Below are 22,436 nucleotides of genomic sequence, written 5' to 3'. Positions count from 1 at the left end.
CTCTTCCTCTCCCGAGACTCTCGCGATCAGAATTTGCCGTCGAGGCTCAGTCCGACCTGCCGGAACGACTGGGGACCATAGATCGCCCCGATGTTCGCGGTGCCGTTATAGGGGAAGTCGCTCTGCAGCAGCGAGGGCTCGTGGACGTCGAACAGGTTGCGCGCGAAGATTGCGACCTGGAAGCGATCGTCCTCGGTCCGCACGCCGATCCGGCCGCCCGTCATCCAGTGCGGGCGGAAGGTCGTCTCGATCCGCGAATTCGCCTCGTAGCGCAGGCGCGATTTCCAGACGGTGTCGGCGGCGATGAAGCCCTTGAAGTCGCCGGTCAGCGCATGCTCATATTCGCCCGACAGGGTGAACTTGTACTTCGGCGCATAGGCCAGCTGAGTCCCGCCGAGATTGGTACCGTCAGTGCCGAGGAACCCGGTCGGATAGGTCGCCTTGGCGTAGATGAACCCGGTGTTGAGCGACATGCCGTCGAACGGCCTGCCGAAGAAATTGATCTCCGCGCCGCGCGATTTCACGCCGTCGATATTGGTCTGAACGCAGGAGATGACCGCGTTCGCATCGACGGTGCATTGCTGCGCCTGGAAGTCGCGGATCTTCTGGTAGAAGATGTTGATGTCGGCCACCCAGCCGCCGAACAACGTGGTCTTCAGGCCGCCTTCATAGACCATCGGGATCTCAGGGCGCACGACATAAGGCGTCAGCGGGGCCGACGGCGTCGCGATCTGGCCGCCCTTGAAGCCGCGAGAAACCGTTGCATAGACCATGGTCGCCGGGGTCAGGTTATATTGCGCGCCGAAACGGTACGACACGACCGCGCTGCTGAGCCGCTGGGCCTGGTTGGGGCTGGCCGGCACGTCGAAATTATACCGGTCGAGCGACAGCTTCGCGCTGGTGTAGCGACCGCCCGCGATCAGGCGGAGTTCCGGCGTAAGGTGGATTGTCCCCTGCCCGAACACCGCCAGCGATTCATCCACGATACTGTCATTGGCACCCAGCGAGCGCACGATCGGGATGGCGACGCCGGGCGCCGGGATCAGCGTGACGCTCAGCGTTTCCGGCGTGCGCGTCTGCTTCTGGCGCGAATAAAAGGCGCCGACGGTATATTCGAGGACCTGGTCCGCCGGCGAGGCAGCGCGGAATTCCTGCGTGAACAGGCTGAGATTGCGGTGTACGTCGCCATTATTGACCTGGAGCTCGAGCGGATCGGCCCGGAACACGTTGCCCGCCGCGCCGGCGCCGCGCTCGCGGCTTTCACGATAGGCCGTGATCGAGGTCAGCGTGAACGGGCCGGCGTCATAATCGACCTGCCCCGAGCCGCCATAATTGGAGCTGCGACCGACGACCGACTGGTTCGTGCAATAGTTCCGATTGCCTTCGCCCGGCGTCACGCCGCAGCTTGCGAGGCGGGCGGTGATGCCCAGCGGATCGAAGCCCGCGCCGCCCAGGAAGGGCCCTGGCCCGCCGGTCTTGACGAAGGTGAAGAAATCGCCGGCGCCGTTGAAATGACTCTCGCTGTAATCGCCGATCAGATTGACCGTCAGATCGGCGGTCGGCTTCCACAGGAAGCGCGCGCGGCCGCCATAGCGATTGCTGTCATTCAACCGGCCGGTCAGGGCGTTGCGATTGACGCCCTGGCGCAGATTGGCGAGGCCGGACACGCGCAACGCCGCATTCTCGCTGAGCGGCACGTTGACGAGGCCCTGGATGATCTGATTGCCGAACTGCGATCCGGCAAAGCCGGCGCTCGACAATTCGGTGCGGAGCCGCGCGCTGAAGTGAGTCGGGTCGGGCGCGTTGGTCGAGATGTTGATGACGCCGGCCGAGGTGGTGAGGCCGAACAACGTGCCCTGCGGGCCCTTCAGCACCTCGACCCGCGCAACGTCGAACAGGTCGCTGATATTGGCATTGCCCTGGCTGACCTGGTCGACGACCACGCCGACCGACGCGACTGCGCCGGCGGAAAAGGTCTGGGTGCCGATGCCGCGGATCGTGCCGCCGCCGCCGGTGTTCTGGCCCGGCGCCGCCTGGATCTCCAACGAGGGCGCAATCCGGTTCAGATCGTTGACCGTATTGACCTGCTGCCGCTCGAGCTGCGCCTGATTGGCGACGGTGATCGAGATCGGAACCTTGGTGACGTTTTCCTGCCGGCGCTGCGCAGTGACGATGATGTCGGACATCGCGCTGCTATCGGCTTCGGCAGCCTGGTCGGTACCGTCCTGTTCCGCCGGCGCAGGCGCCTGCTGGGCCACGGCGGGCGTGGCGAGTGCCATCAGGCTGGTGGTGGTCAGTGCTGCGGCAATGAATCGTGTCATGGTGCCTCTCCTGTTGTCGTGATGCGTCTTGTGACGCTTAGTTTTCGTCGGCGATCGGGTTGGTGAGCGTGCCGATCGGGCCGATCGTCACGGTGATGAGGTCCCCTGGCTTCATCCACAGCGGCGGCGTGCGCTTGGCGCCGACCCCACCGGGCGTACCGGTCGCAATCACGTCGCCGGGCGACAGCGGGGTGAAGGCCGAAATGTAAGCGATGATCTTCGCGATCGGGAAAACCATGTCGCCGATCGGCTGGTCCTGGACGACCTGGCCGTTGAGCCGGGTGACGACACGGACTTCGGTCAGGTCGCCGGCTTCTTCGGGCGTGACCAGCCGGGGTCCGAGCGCGCCCGTGGAGGGGAAGTTCTTGCCGGGGATGAACTGGCTGGTGTGCCATTGCCAGTCGCGCACCGAGGCGTCGTTGAAGCAGGCATAGCCGGCGACATGGCGCAGAGCGTCCTCCTCGCGGATGGCGCGGCCGCCGCGGCCGATCACCACCGCCAGCTCACCCTCGAAATCGAGATCGGTCGAGGCGCGCGGCCGGACGATCGGCTGACCGTCGGCGACCAGGGTATCGGCGAAACGCGTGAAGATCGACGGATGGTCGGCCTTGGCGCGGCCGGTCTCCTGGCGATGGCTTTCGTAATTATGGCCGACGCACAGGATCTTGCCCGGGTTGGGGATCACCGGCAGCAGCGTCACGTCGGACAATGCCAGCGACGCGTCCGATACGAGACTGTCGAGCAATCCCGCCGCAATCGCTGCCTTGAGGTCGGCCGGGGCGCCGGGCGCCGCGGCAAGATCGATCACGCGATCGCCCTCGACCCGGCCGAAACCGGCGGTGCCGTCAGGGCGAAGGAAGCTCAGAAATGCCAAGGATCGTCTCCTGAAGTGAGGATGGCGGAGGTCATGACGCGATCGCCTCGGCCCGCGACGCCAGCGCGCGGCGCAGCTTCTCGATCAGCACGGCCGGATCGCCGGCCGAGGTACCGAACACGTAGAAATCGGGGCGGACCAGCACCGAACGAACGCCGCGATGGTCGAGCCAGGCCGCGACTCCGTCGCTATCGCCGAGCGTGCTCGCATCGATGACGCTGGCCGGGACCGGCGAGGCCTTGAGCGCTCGCTGTCCGGCCGGGAGCAGATCGGCGTCGCGCACGAACAACCGCCAGCCATGGCCGGTCACATTGTCGAGCAGCGCACCATCCGCGACGCGCGGCTGGATGAAGCGCTCGCCGACGCCCGGCGTGCCCGGTGCGACCACGCCCTTGCGGATCGGCGGGATGAGATCGGCGGCGGTACCGCTCGATACGGCACGCGCGCGCTGGCGCATCGTCGCATCGCGCTCACCGGCACGGTCGGGGTCGAGCTCGCAGATATAGCGCCCCGCCTCGACCGCCGCCGCGATCACCGCGCGCACATGCGGATCGCGTTCCGGCTGATAGGTGTCGAGCAGCCCGGCATTCGCTTCGCCGCGGTCCACCGCCGCCAGCTTCCAGGCGAGATTGGCGACGTCGCGCATGCCGTGACACATGCCCTGGCCGAAAAAGGGCGGCGTCTGATGCGCGGCATCGCCGGCCAGGAACACCCGGCCCTGCTGCCAGCGCGACGCGACCAGGCCATGGAAGCGATAGGTCGCCGCGCGGACGATCCGGTGCGGTACGCCGTCGAGATAGGGCGCCAGCAGCGCCGCGACCTTTTCGGGCCGCATCATCTCTTCATCGTCCTCGCCGGGGAGGAGCATGAACTCCCAGCGGCGCATCGACCCGCGACCGGGCACCAACGTCGCCGGGCGCGCGGGATCGCACATCATCACTGACAGGCGCTGCAGATCGGCCGCCTCGGGTACACCCCACAGATCGGGGAAACGCACCGGCCCATCGACATCGACATCGACCACCAGCCAGGGTTCCTCGAAATCGAGATCGTCGAGATCGATATCGAGGAGCTTGCGCACCGTGCTGCGCGCGCCGTCACAGGCGATCACATAATCGGCCCGCACCTGCGACAATGTCTCGCCCGAGCGCAGGGTGAGCGTCACGCCGCCCTTATCCTGTTCCATGCCGACGAGTTCAGCATCCAGGCGCAGTTCGGCATTGGCGAAGCGCCCTATGCCGGCGCGGAGCGCATCCTCCAGCTCAGGCTGATAGAAGAAATAGTCATTGGCCCAGCCGAACGGCTTGTCGCGGCCGGCGGTCCCCATGTAGCGGATCACGCCGTGATCCGCGCCGATATGGAGATGCCCCTCCGTCTCGTTCATGCCCGGACGAATGGTGTCGATCAACCCGGCCGACTGGAACAGCCGCATCATCTCGTGGTCGAGATGGACCGCGCGGGGCAGTGGATGCGGCTCGACCTCGCGGTCGACGACCAACGTCCGGAAACCAGCCGCCGCGACCAGATTCGCGGCGAGTGCACCGACCGGTCCGCACCCGATGATCGCGACATGCACCGTATCGCTCACCGACGACCACCGCAGGGCGCCATGCGCCAGCCGGTACCGCGTCCGTCATTTCCGGGGCTCGTCGAGCCGTGATGCATGGTGCAATCCCCTCTGGCCGCGCTGCTGGCGGCTGGGGATCATGTGCTCGCTCACGACGTCAAAAGTAAAATATTGGATTTTGGTAAATGCATAGTTGCAGTTTATAGGTCGCTGCCTGCCTCGATCGCTTCGACGAAGCGCGCGCCGAGTTCGGACAGTGGCTGATCGGCGAGGATGCGAATGCCGACATTGCGCACGATCGCGGCGTCGCTGATCGGCACTGCGCGCAACACGCCGATCGACAGTTCGGCCGCGACCACGCCGCGCGGCAGCATCGTCACGCGGGCACTTTGCTGCACGATCGCCTTGGAGGTCAGCAGGGAATCGCAGCGGATCACATCGGCCGGGACCGCGACCTCGGCGGCGAGGAACAGTGCCTCGATCTGGCGGTGGAAGGCGCCAGCCGCCTGCGGCAACACCCAGCCCCAGTCCACCGTGTCGCGCAGCGAGACCGTCGGGCCGAGCCCGTCATGCGCGCGTCCGACGATCAGCGCGAAGGGATCACGGGCGATGCTGCGTTCCTCGATATCCGGCGGCGGTGCCTCGATCCCGGTGGTCGCGACCGCGACTTCGATCTCGCCCTTGCGCAGCAGCTCGGTCAGTTCGAAATCCGGCCGTTCGAGGATGTGGAGCGACAGCCGCTCGGATGGATGCAGCCGCGCGACCGCATCGGGCACCAGGCTGACCAGCGCGCCGGGCGTGCCGCCGATCCGCAAGGGTCCCTGCACGCCCAGCTTGGTCAGCGCGACTTCCTCCACCGCATCGCGCAGCAGCGCCTCCATCGCCTCGGCGCGCCGGTACAGCGCCGTGCCCGCCGGCGTCAGCGCGATGCCGAGCCGGCTGCGCCCGAACAGGCTGGTGCCGAGCACATGTTCGAGTTGCGCGATCGCCACGGAGACGGAGGGCTGGGATATGTTGAGCCGCCGCGCCGCGCCGCTGATCGAGCGCTCTCGGCAGACCGCGAGATAGGTGCGCATCAATCGGGGATCGATCATGGCAAGCTCCGGAAGTTCGATGGTCGATCTATAGATGCAAACTATGATTGCCTAGCAATCGCGTATTGGACAACTATGCCAGATCGGTCCAGATCGATGCTCGAGCCGGCGGCGAACGGCGCGAGAGGACCGTTACCCCTTTCCGCGCATTCCGCCGTCAGCAGTGGCGGGAGTGATCAGGCGCACATGAACCGGTTTCCGCTGGAAGGCATCCGCAGCGTCGATTTCGTCGTGCCCGATCTCGGCGCGGCGACCGATTTCTACTCTGCCGTATGGGGGCTGGAGCTGGTCCGCCGGACCGACGCGACGAGCTGGCTGCGCGGCACCGGCAGTGATGCCCAACTGCTAGCCCTGCACGGCGGCACCGCGCCCTCGATCCGGTCGATGACCTTCCGCGCCCAGCCGGACAGCGACCTCGATGCCCTCGCCGCCGCGCTGGCAGGTCAGGACTGCACTTTGATTCATGGCGTGCAGGCGCTCGACGAACCGGGCGGCGGAGAGGCTGTTACCGTTCGCGATCCGCAGGGCCGCGCCATCCGCATCGTCCGCGAGGACGACCGGGTCGGCCCCCTGCCCTTCGATCCTGACCGGCCGGAACGGCTGGCGCATGTCAACATCAACAGCGACGATGTCGCCCGCGATACGCGGCTGTTCACCGAGGGGCTCGGCTTCACGCTCACTGACCGGTCGAAGATGATGGCGTTCGTGCGCACCAATGACGACCATCATTCAGTGGTGATCGCGGATGCGCCGGTGAACACGCTCAACCATGTCGCCTTTCAGCTGCCCGATTGGGAAAGCGTGATGCGCGCGTCCGGCAGGATGGTCGATCACCTTTTCCCGATCGGCTGGGGGCCGGGGCGTCACGGGCCGGGCAACAATGTCTTTGCCTATTTCGTCGACCCGTTCGGCTTCGTCATCGAATATACTGCCGATGTGCTTCAGGTGGACGACAGCTACCGCGTCGGCGGCCCCCAGGATTGGGTCTGGCCCGAGGGGCGGACGGACCAATGGGGCATCGCCCCGCCCAAAAGCGCTGCGTGCAAGGGCGCGCAGCTCGCCATCCCCTTTTCCTGATCTCGATTTCGAAGGAACCGACATGTCCGACACGGCCACCCAGACCCGAACCGCCCCTTATGTCGTGCGTGCCGGCGAAGGGGCCTGTCATCTCGTCGCGGGCCAGATGATCCGGACCCTGGCGGGCGTGGACGAGACGGCGGGCGGCTTCGGCGCGGTGGTCTGCGACGCGCCGCTCGATCGCGGGCCGATCCCGATGCACTGGCATGAGCGCGAACACGACACCTGGTTCTGCACCCGCGGCAAGCTCCAGGTCTGGTGCGGCGACCAGAGCCGCGTGCTGACGCCGGGCGATTTCGCCTATGTCCGTCCGGGCGACACGCATTCCTATCAGAGCGTCGCGCCGCGCACCCAGTTCTTCGGTGTCGTCGCGCCGGGCGGCTGGGAGCAGTTCTTCGCCGATGCCGGCGAAGTGTGGGGCATGACCGGCCTGCCCCCGGCAGGCCATCCGTTCGATTTCTCGCGGATGGGCCCGGCAATGGGCAAGCATCGCATCATGCGCGTCGAAAACCCGGTCTTTGCCGAGGCGAGCCCGATCGGCGCGGCCGACCAGCAGTTGCCCGGCGCGCACCAGTCCTATTTCCTCGAGGCGGGGTTCGGCCCGCGGCGCAGCCTGTTCGGCCATCTCTCGACGGCGTTGCTGACCGCGTCCGAAAGCAAGGCGATGGTCGACATGCGCCAGATCGAAGGCGGGCGCGGCGCGGCCATTCCAGCGCTCCGCCACGCCGAAACGCACCAGTTCCTCTATCTGGTCGACGGCATGCTGGAAGTCACGCTCGACGGCGTCGAGCATGTCCTGTCGAGCGGCGACGCCGTCAATATTCCCGCGGGCACGATCTATGCGACGATGGTGACGAGCGGTGCCGCGCGGTGGATCGCGTCCAGCTCGGGCGGCAATGGCGGGGCCTTCTGGGACACAGCCGGCACCCCGACCCCCGAATTCAGCTTCCCGCTGGCGGCGGACCGGGACGATGCGCCGCGCCTGCAGGCGCAATCGGGCATCGATGTCGCTCTGGCCTGACGGCGCGAGGTCGCGCAGGATAGGCGGATGAGCGACAAGGATCCGGCAAATCTGTCCCGAAAGCGCAGTGGCGCCGACGCCGACGCGCCCGACGCGTCGGCGGACCCGCGCAAGGGAAGCCAGACGATGATGCGCGGCCTCGATCTGATCGAGGCCGTCGCCAACGGCATGGCGAGCTATGGCGAACTGGCCGACAAGCTCGGGCTGAGCAGGAGCACGGCCCACCGCCTGGCACATGGCCTGGTCGAGCGCGGTTATCTCGCCGCGACGCCGCGCCTCGGCTATCGTCTGGGTCCCAAGCTGCTCGAGCTCGGCTTCGTCGCCCAGTCCCAGACTGATCTCGTCCAGGTCGCGCACCCGCATCTCGAAATGCTCTCTATGACGACCGAGGACACCGTCCGCCTGGGCGTGCTGCAGAATGAACATGTCGTCTATATCGACGTGGTCTCGGGCACCCGCCGCATCACCATCGCCAACCGGCCAGGCGACGCCCAGCCGCTGACCACGACCAGCGCCGGCAAGGCGCTGATGCTTGACGACCCGGAAGCCAGCTGGAAATCCCGCCTCGCCGCCGACCTCGCGGCGGGCCGGCCGGCAGTCGACCCGGAGCTGTGGCTTGAGCGAATGAAGACCTTTGCCGGGGCCGGCTATGCCTATGGCCTTGCCGAGAATGACGACGATGTTCGCGGCGTCGCTGCTCCTGTACGAAGCGCGTCCGGCGCGATCGTCGCGGCGGTCAGCGTGTCGAGCGTGACGCATTATATGAACGAACAGCGCATGAGCGATTTGTCGATCGTTGTGAGAAAGACTGCCCAGACGATCAGCCGTGAGTTGGGCAATGCGCGTTAGGATTGATCGCATCTCGGTTCGGAGCCGCACGCGCGCCAGCGTCCACCCGCGGTCTCGATAACCGGGGCGGTGCGCTCTCAGTGCACCAAGCCCGAACAGACCGATCCGCATCCCGTGATCGAGCCGAGAGCCGTCGTGCCCGCACCTCCGCAGGTCGCTTCAATCCACCTCCAGGTCCAGCAACCGCACGAATTGCGGGCCGCAATGCAGGTCGCGCTCGATCACGCCTCCTGGGGTGGCATCAATGAACCGCGGTCAGTTTGCCCGATCGAGAAAAAGATCGGCGACGGCGTCGATCATCGCGTCGGTATCGAGCCTGTAGCGGCGGTACAGATCCGGCAGGTCGCCCGTCTGGCCGAAGCTGTCGGTTCCCAGCGGGCTCACCCGCATCCCCCGGACGCTGCCGAGCCATGACAAGGTCGACGGCGATCCGTCGATGATCGTCACCAGCCCGGCTCCTGGCGCAAGATCGTCGAGCAGAGTCTCGACGTGCGAGGCCCCTCGCCTCTTTCCCGTCCAGCGGCTCGCGCACTGCGCGGACCAGCCCCGGTGGAGCAGATCGGGCGAGGTCGCCATCAGGAGTCCGAGCCCCGGCAGGTCATCGGCCAGTTCCTCATACGCCCTGAGCACCTCCGGTGCGACGGCGCCGGTGAAGACGATGGCGGCATCGCGGTCGCCGCCGGGCCGCTTCAGCCAGTAACCGCCTTTCAGCGCCCCTTCCTGCCAGCCATTGTCGGGGCGTTCGATCTGGTCGATCGCCCGCGTCGTCAGGCGCAGATAGACCGAGCCCCCGTCCGCCGCCTGGAGATGCTCGAACGACCAGCCCATGATGAGCGCGAGTTCGTCGACAAAGGCCGGCTCGAAATAGGTGAGACCCGGCTGGCCGATGCCGATCAGCGGGGAGTTGATCGACTGATGCGCCCCGCCCTCCGGTCCGAGCGTCAGGCCCGACGGCGTCGCCACCAGCAGGAAACGCGCATCCTGGTAGCAGGCATAGTTGAGCGCATCGAGGCCGCGCGCAATGAACGGATCATAGACCGTGCCGATCGGGATCAGCCGCGTGCCGAACAGGGGCGCCGACAGGCCAAGCGCCGCGAGCATGAGGAACAGGTTGTTCTCGGCAATCCCCAGTTCGATATGCTGGCCAGCCCCATGCCCCGCCCATTTCTGCGCCGAGGGAATGCGCGCGGCGGAGAAGACGTCCTTCAGTTCCTGGCGGCGGAACAGCCCGCGCTGGTTCACGAAGGCGCCGAGATTGGTCGACACCGTGACGTCGGGCGAGGTGGTGACGATGCGGTCGGCCAGCGGATGGCCCGACTTGGCGAGATCGAGCAGGATCCGGCCGAACGCCGCCTGAGTCGACAGCTCGGCACCGTCCGGCACTGGCAATGCGACGGGGACTGGAACGGGCGCCGCGGCGACAGTCTCGCGCGGTCGCGCCAGCGCGCTCGCCTCGACGAAAGATCGGACGGTCGCGGCAGCGTTGTCACCGAGGCCGCCATAAGGCGCCCATTCCTCGCCCGGCGCGATGCCGAGATCGCCGCGCAACCCCTCGATCTGGGTCGGGTTCATCAGCCCGGCATGATTGTCCTTGTGCCCCGCGAACGGCAGGCCATAGCCCTTGACGGTATAGGCGATGAACAGGGTCGGCCGATCGTCGTCGCAGCGCGCAAAGGCATCGAGCAACGTCTCGATGCAATGCCCGCCGAGATTGGTCATCAGCGCCGCCAGCGCCGCATCGTCATGCGCCTCGATCAGCGCCCGTGCGTCGCCATCCGCGCCGAGATCTGCCAGCAGGCGTTCCCGCCAGGCCGGTCCGCCCTGGTAGGTGAGCGCGGCGAATTCGGCATTGGGGCAGGCATCGATCCAGTCGGCGATCGCCTGGCCGCCTGGCCGCGCGAACACCTCCCGCTGCTTCTTGCCGTGCTTCAACGTTTCGACCCGCCAGCCACAGGTTTCGAAGATGTCGTCGAAGCGGCGGAACATGCGGTCCGCGGTGGTGCTGTCGAGCGACTGGCGGTTGTAGTCGACGATCCACCAGCAATTGCGGATATCGTGCTTGTACGCCTCGATCAGGCATTCGTAGATATTGCCTTCGTCGAGCTCGGCATCGCCCATCAGCGCGATCATCCTGCCGGTATCCGCCTCCGCCATCTCGCCATGCGCGACGAGATAATCCTGGATCAGGCTGGCAAAGGCGGTGATCGCCACGCCCAGCCCGACCGACCCGGTCGAGAAATCGACCGGGATCTTGTCCTTGGTGCGGCTGGGATAGCTTTGCGCCCCGCCCAGGCCGCGATAGCGCTGCAGCGCGTCGAGGCTCTGCTGGCCGAGCAGATAATGGATAGCATGGAGCACCGGGCCGGCATGCGGCTTCACCGCAACCTTGTCCTGCGGCCGGAGCGCGCCGAAATAGAGCGCGGTCATGATCGCGGTGATCGACGCGCAGCTCGCCTGGTGCCCGCCGACCTTCAGTCCATCCCGGCTCTCGCGCAGGTGATTGGCATTGTGGATCGTCCAGGACGACAGCCAGCGCAGCCGCGTCTCGATCGTCTCGAGTATGGCGATGGTGGCCGGATCGGCCCGGCGTTCGGGGGGAATCGTGGTCATGTCCATGATTCCCCGAATAGCCAATCGGCGGCCGCGCGCGATGCCAATCTTGTCATGGGGCGAAAACCCCAGGGCATCACGCGGCGGCCTGATCCAATTGCCGCGCCGCGAACCGGGCGATCAGCCAGCTTCGCACCAGGCTGATCGTCGGGTCGGCCAGGTCCTCCGGGCGCAGCTTCAGATAATAGCCGAACCCGTCGTCGATCACGCAATCATGCGGCACGACCAGCCGCCCCGCGGCGATCTCGGCTGCGAACATGTCGATATCGGTCAGCGCGACCCCCGCTTTCATCGCATAACCCACCGCCAGCAACGCCGTGTCGAAGGCAAGCCCGCGATCGACGTCGAGATCGATCCGGCACTGGCGCGCAAAGATGCTCCAGAGCAGCCCGCGCGGTTCTCCATCGAGCTTGACGTGCAGCAGGTCGTTGTCGGCGAGGAATTGCGCCAGCGGCTTGCCCGCATGGGCGGCAGCGGTTTGCGGCGAACAGACGGGCGCGACGCGCACCATCCACAACAGGTCGGTCACCCGGTCGTCGATATTGGGCCGATCGAACACGATCGCCATGTCGGTTTCGTTGCTCGGCAGCCCGGTGACGCCCGAGCTGGAGATATCGATGCGGATGTCGGGATGCTCGGCATGGAATGCCTGGATCATCGGCATCACGACCTGATGCAGCAGGGATGGCGGGATATGGATGCGGATCGGCCGGCTCGCATTCGGATTGGCGCAGATCGCGTTCATCGTCTGCTCGAGCCGATCGAACGACTTGCTGACTTCGGGCAGCAGCGCCTTGCCCGCGGCGGTCAGCACCAGTGTCTGGCCGGAGCGATCGAACAGCTTGTGCCCGAGCAATTCCTCCAGGCTGATGACGTGACGGCTCACGGCACTTTGCGAGACGTTCAGCGCCTGCGCGCCCGCCGTGAAACTCAGTCGCTGACCAACCGCATCGAACGCCCGAAGGGCGTTCAGGGGCAGCCAGCGCCGATTGACCGTTGATGTGCGTGCTATGGCTATCTCCCTGGTCGCTACGGCTATGCCCTTTTTCGATACCAAGCGCGTTTTTTGGGCTGATGCAACGGCGTCAGGCGCGCAGGTCCGATGCTTGCAGCTTTTGGCATGCGGCCATGCGCAAATGCGATTTCTGCTTGGCCCCGGCGTCATGCCACTCACCCCATGGGGTAAGTTGGAGAATTCGCTTTGGACCTGGGGGATATTTCGGCGCTGCTGCGCGCGCGCCCGGCGGGCCATTCGCTACCACAGGCTTTCTATACCGACGCGGCCGCCTTCGAATTCGATCTCGCCGCGATCTTCGGCAAGTCATGGCTGTTCGCCGGTTTCGAGGCCGAGATCAGGAAACCCGGCGACTATCTGTCCTTCATGGTCGGGCGCTGGCCGGTCATCATCCTTCACGGCCGCGACGGCGAGCTGCGCGCCTTCCACAACAGCTGCCGCCATCGCGGCTCGATCCTGTGCAAGCCCGGACAGGGCAATACCGCGCGCCTCACCTGTCCCTATCATCGCTGGACCTATGGTCTCGACGGCCGCCTGCTCGCGGCGGGCCGCATGCCCGAGGATTTCCAGAAGAGCGACCATGGCCTGAAGCAGGTCCATCTCGAACGGGTCGCCGGCGCGATCTTCATCTGCCTTGCCGAAACCCCGCCCGATATCGACACCATGCGCCGCGACCTGACGCCGTTGCTCGCGCCGCACAATCTGCAGCACGCCAAGCTCGCCTATCAATCGACCCTGGTCGAATATGCGAACTGGAAGCTGGTGATGGAGAATGGCCGCGAATGCTATCATTGCGCGACCGGCCATCCGGAACTGTCGCTGACCTTCCCGGTCAACGCCTCGGCCTATTTCGACCTGGAGGACGAGCCCGCGCTCGCCTTCGGCCGTCGCATGGCCGAGATCGGCCTGCCGATGGGGCCGGTCGGCGAGGATTGGTGGCAGGCGGTGCGCTTCCCGCTCAACCCCGGCACCGTCGCGATGACCACCAACGGCCAGTTCAATGTCAAGAAGCTGATGTGCGAGGCGGGCGGCGGCGATACCGGATCGTTGCGCTGGGCGATCGAGCCCAATAATTTCTGCCATTCGACCAGCGAATATACCTTCGCCTTCACCGCGATCCCGGTTTCGCCGACCGAGACTCATGTCGTCTCCCGGTGGCTGGTGCATGAAGATGCCGTCGAAGGCGTCGATTACGATATCGAGACGCTGACCGACCTGTGGACGCGCACCAATCTACAGGACAAGGAATTCGCCGAGAACAACCAGCTCGGCGTCAACTCGCCTGGTTACACGCCCGGCCCCTACAGCCCCGACGCGGAATCGCTGACCCTGCGCTTCGTCGACTGGTATTGCGCCAAGGCGGCCGATTATCTGGAGCGCGCGGCGGCATGAGCGCGGGCGACGATCTCGTCTGGCGCCCGGAGACGCTGGCGGTCCGCGCCGGCTATGATCCGGCCGGCGCGGCCAACGCCGCCAAGCCGCCGATCTACATGACCTCGACTTTCGCCTATGCCTCGGCGCGCCAGGCAAAGGACATTCACGAGGCCTATTTCGACGGCACCGGGCCCGAAGTAGGCCGTGGCGGGCATATCTATTCGCGGCTCGGCCACCCCAATCTCGACATGGTCGAGACGCGCCTCGCAGCACTCGATGGCGCCGAGGCCGCCGCGGTCTTCAACAGCGGCATGGCGACTCACAGCGCGATCGCCCTCGCCCATTTGCGGCCCGGCGACAGCGTCCTGTTCAGCCGGCCGATCTATGGCGGGACCAACGGTCTCTACACTGGGCTGATGCCCGGCTTCGGCGTCGGCCATGCCGAATTCACCGATGGCTGCGACCGGGCGAGCGTCGAGGCAGCGGTCGAGGACGCGCTTGCCCAGGGTCCGCTCAAGCTGATCGTGGTCGAGAGCCCGGCCAATCCCACCGCCGCGATCGTCGATATCGCGATGGTCGTCGCCGTCGCCGATGCGGTCGGCGCGCGCACCGGAACGCGACCGATCGTGATGGTCGACAACACATTGCTCGGCCCGCTGATGCAGCGCCCGATCGAGCTCGGCGCCGATCTGTGCATGACCTCGCTCACCAAATATTGCGGCGGGCATAGCGATCTGCTGGCGGGCGGCGTGTCGGGCAAGGCGACGCTGATCGCGCCATTGCGGCTGCTGCGCACCACGCTCGGCAGCCATCTCGATCCCTATACGAGCTGGCTGATGCTGCGATCGATGGAAACCGTGCACCTGCGGGTCGAACGCGCGATGGACAATGCCCGCATCGTCGCCGAATACCTGCGCGACCATCCCAAGATCGCCGGAATCACCTATCTCGGCTTCCTCGCAGCGGGCACGCCCGCACGGGCCGTATATGACCGCCAGTGCCGGGCCGCGGGATCGACCTTTTCCTTCGCGGTCACCGGCGGCGAGGCGGAAGCGTTCCGCTTCCTCGACCGGTTGAGGCTGCTCCGCTTCGCGGTCAGCCTGGGCGGCTCGGAAACGCTGATCACGCATCCGGCGACGACGACGCACTATGCGCTGTCGCCCGAGGAACGCGCGGCCGGCGGCATCACCGATGCCACACTGCGCCTGTCGGTCGGCATCGAGCATGTCGACGATCTGCTGACCGACCTCGCCCAGGCGCTGGAGGCCGTGTGACGGCCCGGGACGTCCACGCGATCGACGGCAAGCTGCCCGCCCCCGACGCCCGGTTCGACGTCGTGGTCGTCGGTGCCGGATCGGCAGGCACCGCCGCCGCCATCGCCGCGGCGACCGACGGCGCATCCGTGCTGCTGGTCGACGAGAATCCGGTCCCGGGCGGCCTGATGGGCACTGACGTGCCGCTCTTCTATGGCGGTCGCATGACCGCCGCGGTGCAGCAGCCCGGCCGCATGCTGGAACAGGTCTTCACCAGCAATCCAGCGCTCGAAGCAGCGTTCGAGGCAGGCGTCGATGTCCGCCTCGGCACCGCTGCCTGGGGACTCTATGTCAACGGCCCGGCAATGCGGGCGATGCCCGAGCCGATGCTGGGCATTGCCGATGGCGAAGCCGCATCGATGATCGGTTTCGACCGGCTCATCCTCGCCACCGGCGCGCGCGATCTGGTGCTTGGTTTTGCGGGCTGGAATCAGCCCGGCGTGATGGGCGCGCAGGGCTTTGCAGCGCTGCTGACCCGCTATGACGCGCTGGCCAGCCGCCGGGTGCTGGTAGTCGGATCGGACAGGCTCGGGCTGGAGACGGCGCTGCTCGCTCAGTCGAACGGGATCGACGTCGCCGGCATCGTCGAGATCGCGGCCAGCGTGCAGGGCCCTCCCGACCTCGCGGAGCGCCTGTCGGCATCGGGCGTCCCGATCCATCTCGGCCACACGCTGGTTTCGGCGGCAGGCGGGATCGACGGCGTCGAGGCCGCGCGGATCGCCCCCATGGATGGCGGTGTGCCCTTCGAGATCGCCTGCGACACGATCTGCCTCGCGATCGGCACCCGGCCCGCCACCGAATTGCTCGACGCCGCCGGAACTCAGGCCAGCGACCGGATCACGCTGGTCGGCGACTGCGCCACGACCTGCCCCCCTGCGCCCGAGCGGATCGATGCCTGGAGCCGCGCGCTCGGCCGCCATGCCCCATCCGACACGATCGTCTGCCAGTGCGAGGACGTGACCCGCGCCGACCTGATCGGCGTCCAGCCGCCCCAGTATCTCGACCGGCCGGAGCGCATGGCGGCGCGGTCGCTCTCGTCGCTGCTCAACGACGGCCCGGCCCATCCCGACCAGATCAAGCGGCTGACCCGCGCCGGCATGGGCCAGTGCCAGGGCCGCCGCTGCCGCGATCAGGTCGCGTGCCTGCTGGCGCAGGAACAAGGCGTCCCGCTGGCATCGGTACCCGTCGCCAGTTTCCGCGCGCCGGTTCGCCCGGTGCCGCTCGGTATCCTCGCCGACTGGCAGGAAAGCGCGGAGATGGCAAAGGGCTGGGACGTGTGGTTCGGCATCCCGACGCAGTGGACGCCCTATGCCGTGATCGGCACACCCGAAGAGGCCGATCATGTAGCGGGCCTTGGCGGCAACATGCATGTCTGAACCGGCAGCACCGAAGGGCGCCTCGGTCGTGGTCATCGGCGCCGGCGTTACGGGGCTGAGCGCCGCCTGGTGGCTGGCGCGCTCCGGCCTCGACGTGGTCGTGCTCGACAAGGGCATTGTCGGCTGGGAGGCCTCGGGCCGCAACGGCGGCGGGGCTTCGCATTATCAGAGCCCGCTCTTCGCCGAAGAGCAGCGTATGTGGCCGATGATGGACGAACTGCTCGGCTATCCGACCGAATATCGCCGCGAGCGGATCATCATCCAGCGCGACCCCGAGCTGCTCGATCATTACCGCGCCGTCGGGCGGATGTGCACCGCGATGGGCTATCCGGTCGACGATCTCGATGCGCGCCAGGCGCAGGAAATGGTGCCGCTGACCGACGAGACCTGTCTCGGCGGTATCCATCTGCGTTTCGGCGGCCATGCCAATCCGCAGCGGACGGTGCAGGCTTATGCCTGGGCGCTGCAGGACCTTGGCGGCCAGATCCTGCAGCATTGCCCGGCTTTGTCGATCGGCACCACGGGCGGCAAGGTCACCGCGGTAAAGACGCCGCGCGGCTGGATCGGCTGCGATGCGCTCGTGGTGGCGGCAGGGCCGCAATCGGGCATGCTGCTGGCGCCGCTCGGCGTGAATTTCCCGCTCGCCTCGGCCCGGGCGGAAATGATCGTGACCGAGCCCGCACCGCTGATGGCGATCGGCGGCGTCGACGGCAACGGCCTGTACGGACGCCAGACGCTGCGCGGCAATCTCGCCTTTGGCGGCGGCCCGCACGAATGGATCGCCATGGAGCCGAACGGGCCGGCAGCGCGGCCGACCTCGCCGCTGGTCCGCAACCTCGCCCGCCGCGTGGCCGAGATGTTTCCCCGGGCGGCGGGGCTGAACGTCATCCGCTCCTGGGCGGGCGTGATCGAAAATACCCCCGATGGCCGCCCGATCATCGACCGGCTAACCGATCCCGGCAACGTCACCGTCGCGACCATGTCCGGGGTCGGCTTCGGCCTGTCGCCGGCGAGCGGCCACGCGATCCGCGACCTGGTGATCGACGGCGCCTGCTCCTTCGCGGACATCGCCAAGCTCGGCCTCGCCCGCTTCGCGACGCTCGAGCCCGACTGGCGCGAGCAGCGCGGCTGGGCGGCATGACGCGCTATTCGGCGCTCGCGCTGCTGCGGGCCGGCTTTACCGGCCAGCGCCACTGGCCCCGTGCCTGGCGCGATCCGGAGCCGAAGAAGAGCTATGACGTGATCGTCATCGGCGGCGGCGGGCACGGGCTCTCCACCGCCTATTATCTCGCCAGAAAGCACGGCGTGAAATCGGTCGCCGTGCTGGAAAAGGGCTGGATCGGCGGCGGCAATACCGGGCGCAACACCACGATCGTCCGGTCGAACTATCGCCAGCCCGCGCTCCACAATCTCTTCGATTTCGCGCTGAACCTGTGGGAGGGAATGAGCGACGAACTCAACTACAATGTCATGTTCAGCCCGCGCGGCGCGCTGTTCCTCGGCCATTCGGATTCGGACATGACTCGCCTCGCCGAACGCGGCGACGCGCTGCGCTGCGCCGGGATCGACGCCGACCTGCTGACGCGCGACCAGGTGCGCAAACTCGTCCCGCTGCTCGACATGTCGTCCGGCGCGCGCTTCCCGGTCCATGGCGGTATGATCCAGCGGCGCGGCGGCACCGCCCGGCATGACGCGGTCGCCTGGGGCTATGCCCGCGCTGCCGACGCGCTGGGCGTGGACGTGATCCAGAATTGCGAAGTGACTGGCTTCACCCTGGCTGGCGGGCGCATCACCGGTGTCGAGACCAGCCGCGGCGCGATCGGCGCCGGGCGTGTCGGCATCTGCGTGGCGGGCAATAGCGGGCCGGTCGCGGCGCTGGCCGGCATCAAGCTGCCGATCGAAGCCCAGACGCTCCAGGCCTTCGTCACCGAGCCGGTCAAGCCGATGATCGACACGGTGATCATGTCGCAGTCGCTGCACTGCTATATCAGCCAGTCGGACAAGGGCGGCATCGTGCTCGGCGGCGATCCCGATCAATTCCCCAGCTATGCCCAGCGCGGCCTGCCTGCCCGGATCGAGAAGGCGGCGGCGGAAGCGATCGCCCTGGTCCCGGCCCTGTCGCGGCTGCGCATGGTGCGCTGCTGGTCGGGCACGACCGATATGAGCTTCGATGGATCGCCGATCATCTCGACCCTGCCGGTCGACGGCCTCTATCTCAACGGCGGCTGGTGCTATGGCGGGTTCAAAGCGACGCCCGGATCGGGCTGGTGCTACGCCCATCTGCTCGCCACCGGCACGGCGCATCCGCTCGCGGCGCCCTTTTCTTTCGACCGGTTCGCACGTGGTGCGACGATCGACGAAGCGGGGGTCGGCTTCATGCCGCAGCTTCGCTGATGATGCTGGTCCACTGCCCCCATTGCGGCCCCCGCGCGCAGATCGAGTTCAGCTATGAACGCACGCTCGATTCGATCGTGACGCTCGACATGCCGGCCGATGAGGCCGTCGCCCGGCTTTATGCCCGCGCCAATCCGCGCGGGCTCGATGACGAACTGTGGCGGCATGGCATGGGTTGTCGGCAATGGCTCGTGTTGCGGCGTCACCGCCAGACGCATGAGATCGTCTCGGCCGCGAACTATGATCCGGCGGTGCACCGGTGAGCGGCCCCTCGCGCATCCCGGGCGGCGCCGAAGCCACGCTGCACTTCACCTTCGATGGTGTCGCGATGCGCGCCCGGCCGGGCGACACGCTGGCGGCCGCCCTGCTCGCCAACGGCGTGGGACTGGTGGCACGGAGCTTCAAATATCATCGCCCGCGCGGGATCATGGCCGCCGGGGTCGAGGAGCCGAACGCGTTGGTGACGGTCGGCGAAGGCGGCCGCACCGAGCCCAACACCCGCGCTACCGATCTGTTCGTTTATGACGGGCTGGTTGCGCAAAGCCAGAATCGCTGGCCGAGCCTTCGCTTCGACCTGGGGGCGGTCAACGGCCTGGCCGCGCCCTTCCTTACCGCCGGCTTCTACTACAAGACCTTTTTCGGCCCGCCCTCGCGCTGGATGCTTTACGAAAAGCTGATCCGCCGCGCCGCCGGGCTGGGCAAGGCACCGACCCACGCCGATCCGGATCGGCACGAGCATCGCGCCGCCTTTTGCGACGTACTGGTAATCGGCGGCGGCCCCGCCGGGATCGCCGCCGCGCGCGAGGCGGCACGGACCGGCGCACGCGTCATGCTGGTCGAGCAGGACCGAATCCTTGGCGGCGAGGCACCGCCCGGCGTCCGCGTCCTCACCCGCACCACCGCATCGGGGCTATGGGATCATTGCTTCGCGACGCTCGCCGAACGGCTGGTCGAGCCCGGCCAGGCGCCCGCGGACGGCATGCCGGTCCAGCGCCTCTGGCATGTCCGCGCCGGACGGATCGTGCTCGCCACCGGCGCCTTCGAACGGCCGCTTACCTTCGCTGGCAATGACCGACCCGGCGTGATGCTGTCACAGGCGGTACGAACCTGCATCACCCGCTTCGGCGTACTGCCCGGCCGCCGCGTGGTGATCGCGACCAATAATGACGATGCCTATGCCACTGCCGACGCGATCCTGGCTGCCGGCGGCGAGGTGGTCGCGATCCTCGACGCCCGCAGCGGGTTCAGTCCCTTGGCAAGCGAAGCGAAGACGCGCCTTCCGGTCCATACCAACGCCTGGCCCTTGATCGCCAAGGGCGGAACGGGCGGTATCGTGGCGGTGCGCGCGGACATCTGGACCGAGCAGGTGACATTCGCCGCGGATCTGCTCGCCATGTCGGGTGGCTTCACGCCAGTCGTCCATCTGCATAGCCAGGCCGGCGGCGCGCTCGACTGGCGCGCCGACATTCAGGCATTCGTGCCAGGCGCGTCGCGACAGGCCGTCACCAGCGTGGGCGCCGCCGCAGGCGAGGTCGCCCCGATCGCGCCTGCGGCGGCGGAGCTGCCCGACCCCAAACACAGCTTCATCGATTTCCAGAACGACGTGACCGCCGCCGATGTCGATCTGGCCTGGCAGGAGGGCTATCGCTCGGTCGAGCATCTCAAGCGCTACACCACCCTGGGCATGGCAACCGATCAGGGCAAGACCAGCAACATGGCCGCGCTCGCGCGCCTCGCCGGTGCGGCCGGGGTCGAGATTCCCCAGGCCGGATTGACGACCTTTCGCCCGCCCTTCACCCCGCTCACCCTCGGCACGCTGGCCGGTGCCGATGGCGGCGGCCATGCCGCGCCGAGCCGCCGCCTTGCCCTGTATGATCGTCACCAGCGGCTCGATCCGCTCTGGCAACCGCTCGGCTATTGGTACCGCCCGCGGGCCTATCCGCTTCCCTGCGAAACGCTGCACCAGGCCGCCATGCGCGAGGCATGCGCGGTGCGCACCGCTGCCGGCATCGTCGACGTCTCCACCCTCGCCAAGTTCGCCGTGTCGGGGCCGGATGCGGCGGCCCTGCTCGAGATCGTCTGCGCCACCGGCGTGAAGCTCGCGGTCGGGCGCGGGCGCTACACCATCATGCTGCGCGAAGACGGCATGGTGATGGACGACGGCACCTTCTGGCGGCTGGACGAGAACCGCTATCTGCTCACCAGCTCGACGGGCGGTGCCGACCGGATGGAAGCGCATCTGAGCTATGCGCACCGCGTGCTGGCCCCGTATCTGCGCGTGTCGGTGGTGGCGCAACAGGAGCATTTCGCCGGCATCGCGCTGGCCGGGCCGCTCGCCCGCGACATCCTCGCGACGCTCGCCGGCATCGATCCACCGGCGCATATGGGTGTCGCCGAGGCGATAATCGCCGGCGTCCCGGTGCTGATCCTCGCGGCGAGCTATAGCGGCGAACGCGCCTTCGAAATCTATGCCGCCGGCAGCGAGGCGGCACCGGTATGGGACGCGCTGGAGACCGAGACGCGGGCGCGCGGCGGTTGTCCCTATGGCCTGGAGGCGCTGGAATTCCTGCGCATCGAAAAGGGCCATATCGTGATCGGCGCCGAGGCCGATGGCCGCACGACGCCGCACGACCTCGGACTCGGCCGGATGCTGCGCAAGAGCGGCGGCTTTATCGGCGCCGCGGGCCTCACGCGACCGGCGCTGTCGTCGGATGGTCGCCTGCAACTGGTCGGCCTCGAAGCGCAGGACGGCCCGATTCCCGAAGGATCGATGCTGGTCGCGGCAACGGGTGCTCCGGTGCAGGGCCATGTCACCTCCGCGGCAGGGCGAGTCCTCGGCGACGGCGCGATCGCGCTCGGCTTGCTGACCGACGGCCATGCGCGCAAGGGCGACGTCCTGCTCGCCACCTCGCCGACTCGCAACCAGCATGTCCACGTCACCGTGACGGACCCGCTCTTCTACGACGGCGAGGGAGCGCGCTATCGTGATTGACGCCTCCGTCACCATCGCGCCGGCAGGCGATGTGCTCGTGCTCGATCTCTGGGGTGCGGACGGCCCGCCCGCCGATACCGCGATCCGGATGCTGCAGGTCGAGCCGCGCCGCTGGTGGTTGATCGGCGCGGGCGACCGCGCCGCCGAAGTCGCCGCCCGCATTGCCGATGCCGGCACCCTGACGCCGATCGGCGGCGGCCTCGTCCGCGCGACGCTCGACGGACCCGAGTGGCGCACCTTGCTGATGGTCAGCGGCTGTTTCGACGCCGAGGACCCGGGCTTCGGCATCGGCCGGGTCGCAGCGACCGTTATCCATCACATACAAGTCTGGATCGCCGTGACCGGCGACACGGCGTGTGACGTCTATATGGCAAGCAGCTACGCATCCGCCCTGACCGATCTATGGGCAGGCGCGATCGGCCCGGGATCGAACCATGGACGGTAAGGCGGCGACGATGCGCCTTATCCTTTTTCCTTCCCCGGCGAAGGCCGGGGCCCAGTCGGGGGACATCGCGGAACTGGCGCTGCGCGTCGTCACTACAGCCTTCCCTACTGCGCC

Annotated in this window: 17 protein-coding genes; 11 read left to right on the top strand and 6 right to left on the bottom strand. The window is 67.4% G+C overall.

The genetic code is table 11. The features are described 5' to 3' along the window. Positions 1-26: 26 nt before the first annotated feature. The 4 genes from ACZ1I5_RS07190 to ACZ1I5_RS07175 form a co-directional block, all read right to left on the bottom strand. Entirely contained in the window at positions 27-2,321 is a 2,295-nt protein-coding gene (locus ACZ1I5_RS07190) for a TonB-dependent receptor (RefSeq protein ID WP_465173021.1), read from the bottom strand. Positions 2,322-2,358: 37 nt separating this feature from the next. Beyond that, a complete protein-coding gene (locus ACZ1I5_RS07185; RefSeq protein WP_465173020.1) occupies positions 2,359-3,195 on the bottom strand; it encodes a fumarylacetoacetate hydrolase family protein in 837 nt (278 codons plus the stop codon). Between the two features lie 31 nt (positions 3,196-3,226). Further along, positions 3,227-4,783, bottom strand: coding sequence for a bifunctional 3-(3-hydroxy-phenyl)propionate/3-hydroxycinnamic acid hydroxylase (locus ACZ1I5_RS07180; RefSeq protein ID WP_465173019.1), 1,557 nt, complete (start codon positions 4,781-4,783; stop codon positions 3,227-3,229). Between the two features lie 179 nt (positions 4,784-4,962). Next, the gene (locus tag ACZ1I5_RS07175) at positions 4,963-5,856 is read right to left on the bottom strand and encodes a LysR family transcriptional regulator (protein ID WP_465173018.1); all 894 of its coding nucleotides are present in this window, start codon (positions 5,854-5,856) and stop codon (positions 4,963-4,965) included. Positions 5,857-6,042: 186 nt separating this feature from the next. Between ACZ1I5_RS07175 and ACZ1I5_RS07170 the strand changes: the two genes are divergently transcribed. The 3 genes from ACZ1I5_RS07170 to ACZ1I5_RS07160 are packed head-to-tail and all read left to right on the top strand — an operon-like array spanning position 6,043 to position 8,803. After that, a complete protein-coding gene (locus ACZ1I5_RS07170) occupies positions 6,043-6,933 on the top strand; it encodes a VOC family protein (protein WP_465173017.1) in 891 nt (296 codons plus the stop codon). A gap of 22 nt (positions 6,934-6,955) precedes the next feature. Beyond that, on the top strand, positions 6,956-7,954 hold the full coding sequence (locus tag ACZ1I5_RS07165) for a cupin domain-containing protein (protein ID WP_465173016.1): 999 nt from the start codon (positions 6,956-6,958) through the stop codon (positions 7,952-7,954). 27 nt (positions 7,955-7,981) lie between these two features. Beyond that, positions 7,982-8,803 carry an IclR family transcriptional regulator gene (locus tag ACZ1I5_RS07160; RefSeq protein ID WP_465173015.1) on the top strand — a complete coding sequence of 274 codons (822 nt, stop codon included), beginning with the start codon at positions 7,982-7,984 and terminating at the stop codon, positions 8,801-8,803. A 255-nt stretch (positions 8,804-9,058) separates the two neighbouring features. Here the strand turns inward: ACZ1I5_RS07160 and ACZ1I5_RS07155 are convergent, their stop codons facing one another. Then, entirely contained in the window at positions 9,059-11,413 is a 2,355-nt protein-coding gene (locus tag ACZ1I5_RS07155) for a transketolase family protein (protein WP_465173014.1), read from the bottom strand. A gap of 76 nt (positions 11,414-11,489) precedes the next feature. Next, on the bottom strand, positions 11,490-12,386 hold the full coding sequence (locus ACZ1I5_RS07150) for a LysR family transcriptional regulator (RefSeq protein ID WP_465173915.1): 897 nt from the start codon (positions 12,384-12,386) through the stop codon (positions 11,490-11,492). Positions 12,387-12,614: 228 nt separating this feature from the next. Between ACZ1I5_RS07150 and ACZ1I5_RS07145 the strand changes: the two genes are divergently transcribed. The 8 genes from ACZ1I5_RS07145 to ACZ1I5_RS07110 are packed head-to-tail and all read left to right on the top strand — an operon-like array spanning position 12,615 to position 22,322. Continuing rightward, entirely contained in the window at positions 12,615-13,820 is a 1,206-nt protein-coding gene (locus tag ACZ1I5_RS07145) for an aromatic ring-hydroxylating oxygenase subunit alpha (RefSeq protein WP_465173013.1), read from the top strand. Next, positions 13,817-15,076 carry a cystathionine gamma-synthase family protein gene (locus ACZ1I5_RS07140; protein ID WP_465173012.1) on the top strand — a complete coding sequence of 420 codons (1,260 nt, stop codon included), beginning with the start codon at positions 13,817-13,819 and terminating at the stop codon, positions 15,074-15,076. The genes ACZ1I5_RS07145 and ACZ1I5_RS07140 overlap by 4 nt, the downstream gene beginning before the upstream one ends. Next, entirely contained in the window at positions 15,073-16,491 is a 1,419-nt protein-coding gene (locus tag ACZ1I5_RS07135; protein WP_465173011.1) for an FAD/NAD(P)-dependent oxidoreductase, read from the top strand. Before ACZ1I5_RS07140 ends, ACZ1I5_RS07135 begins: the two co-directional genes overlap by 4 nt. Further along, on the top strand, positions 16,484-17,632 hold the full coding sequence (locus ACZ1I5_RS07130; RefSeq protein WP_465173010.1) for an NAD(P)/FAD-dependent oxidoreductase: 1,149 nt from the start codon (positions 16,484-16,486) through the stop codon (positions 17,630-17,632). Before ACZ1I5_RS07135 ends, ACZ1I5_RS07130 begins: the two co-directional genes overlap by 8 nt. Beyond that, positions 17,629-18,885 carry a sarcosine oxidase subunit beta family protein gene (locus ACZ1I5_RS07125; protein WP_465173009.1) on the top strand — a complete coding sequence of 419 codons (1,257 nt, stop codon included), beginning with the start codon at positions 17,629-17,631 and terminating at the stop codon, positions 18,883-18,885. The genes ACZ1I5_RS07130 and ACZ1I5_RS07125 overlap by 4 nt, the downstream gene beginning before the upstream one ends. Beyond that, positions 18,885-19,148, top strand: a complete 264-nt coding sequence (locus ACZ1I5_RS07120) for a sarcosine oxidase subunit delta (RefSeq protein WP_465173008.1) — start codon at positions 18,885-18,887, stop codon at positions 19,146-19,148. Before ACZ1I5_RS07125 ends, ACZ1I5_RS07120 begins: the two co-directional genes overlap by 1 nt. Beyond that, a complete protein-coding gene (locus tag ACZ1I5_RS07115; protein ID WP_465173007.1) occupies positions 19,145-21,877 on the top strand; it encodes a 2Fe-2S iron-sulfur cluster-binding protein in 2,733 nt (910 codons plus the stop codon). The genes ACZ1I5_RS07120 and ACZ1I5_RS07115 overlap by 4 nt, the downstream gene beginning before the upstream one ends. Further along, positions 21,870-22,322, top strand: a complete 453-nt coding sequence (locus ACZ1I5_RS07110; protein WP_465173006.1) for a sarcosine oxidase subunit gamma family protein — start codon at positions 21,870-21,872, stop codon at positions 22,320-22,322. Before ACZ1I5_RS07115 ends, ACZ1I5_RS07110 begins: the two co-directional genes overlap by 8 nt. Positions 22,323-22,436: the final 114 nt, after the last annotated feature.

It is taken from the genome of Sphingomonas sp. BL-S-30 (assembly GCF_055521475.1).
Note: the sequence above shows the minus strand (reverse complement) of the source record. Positions and strands in the feature narration are given on the sequence as shown.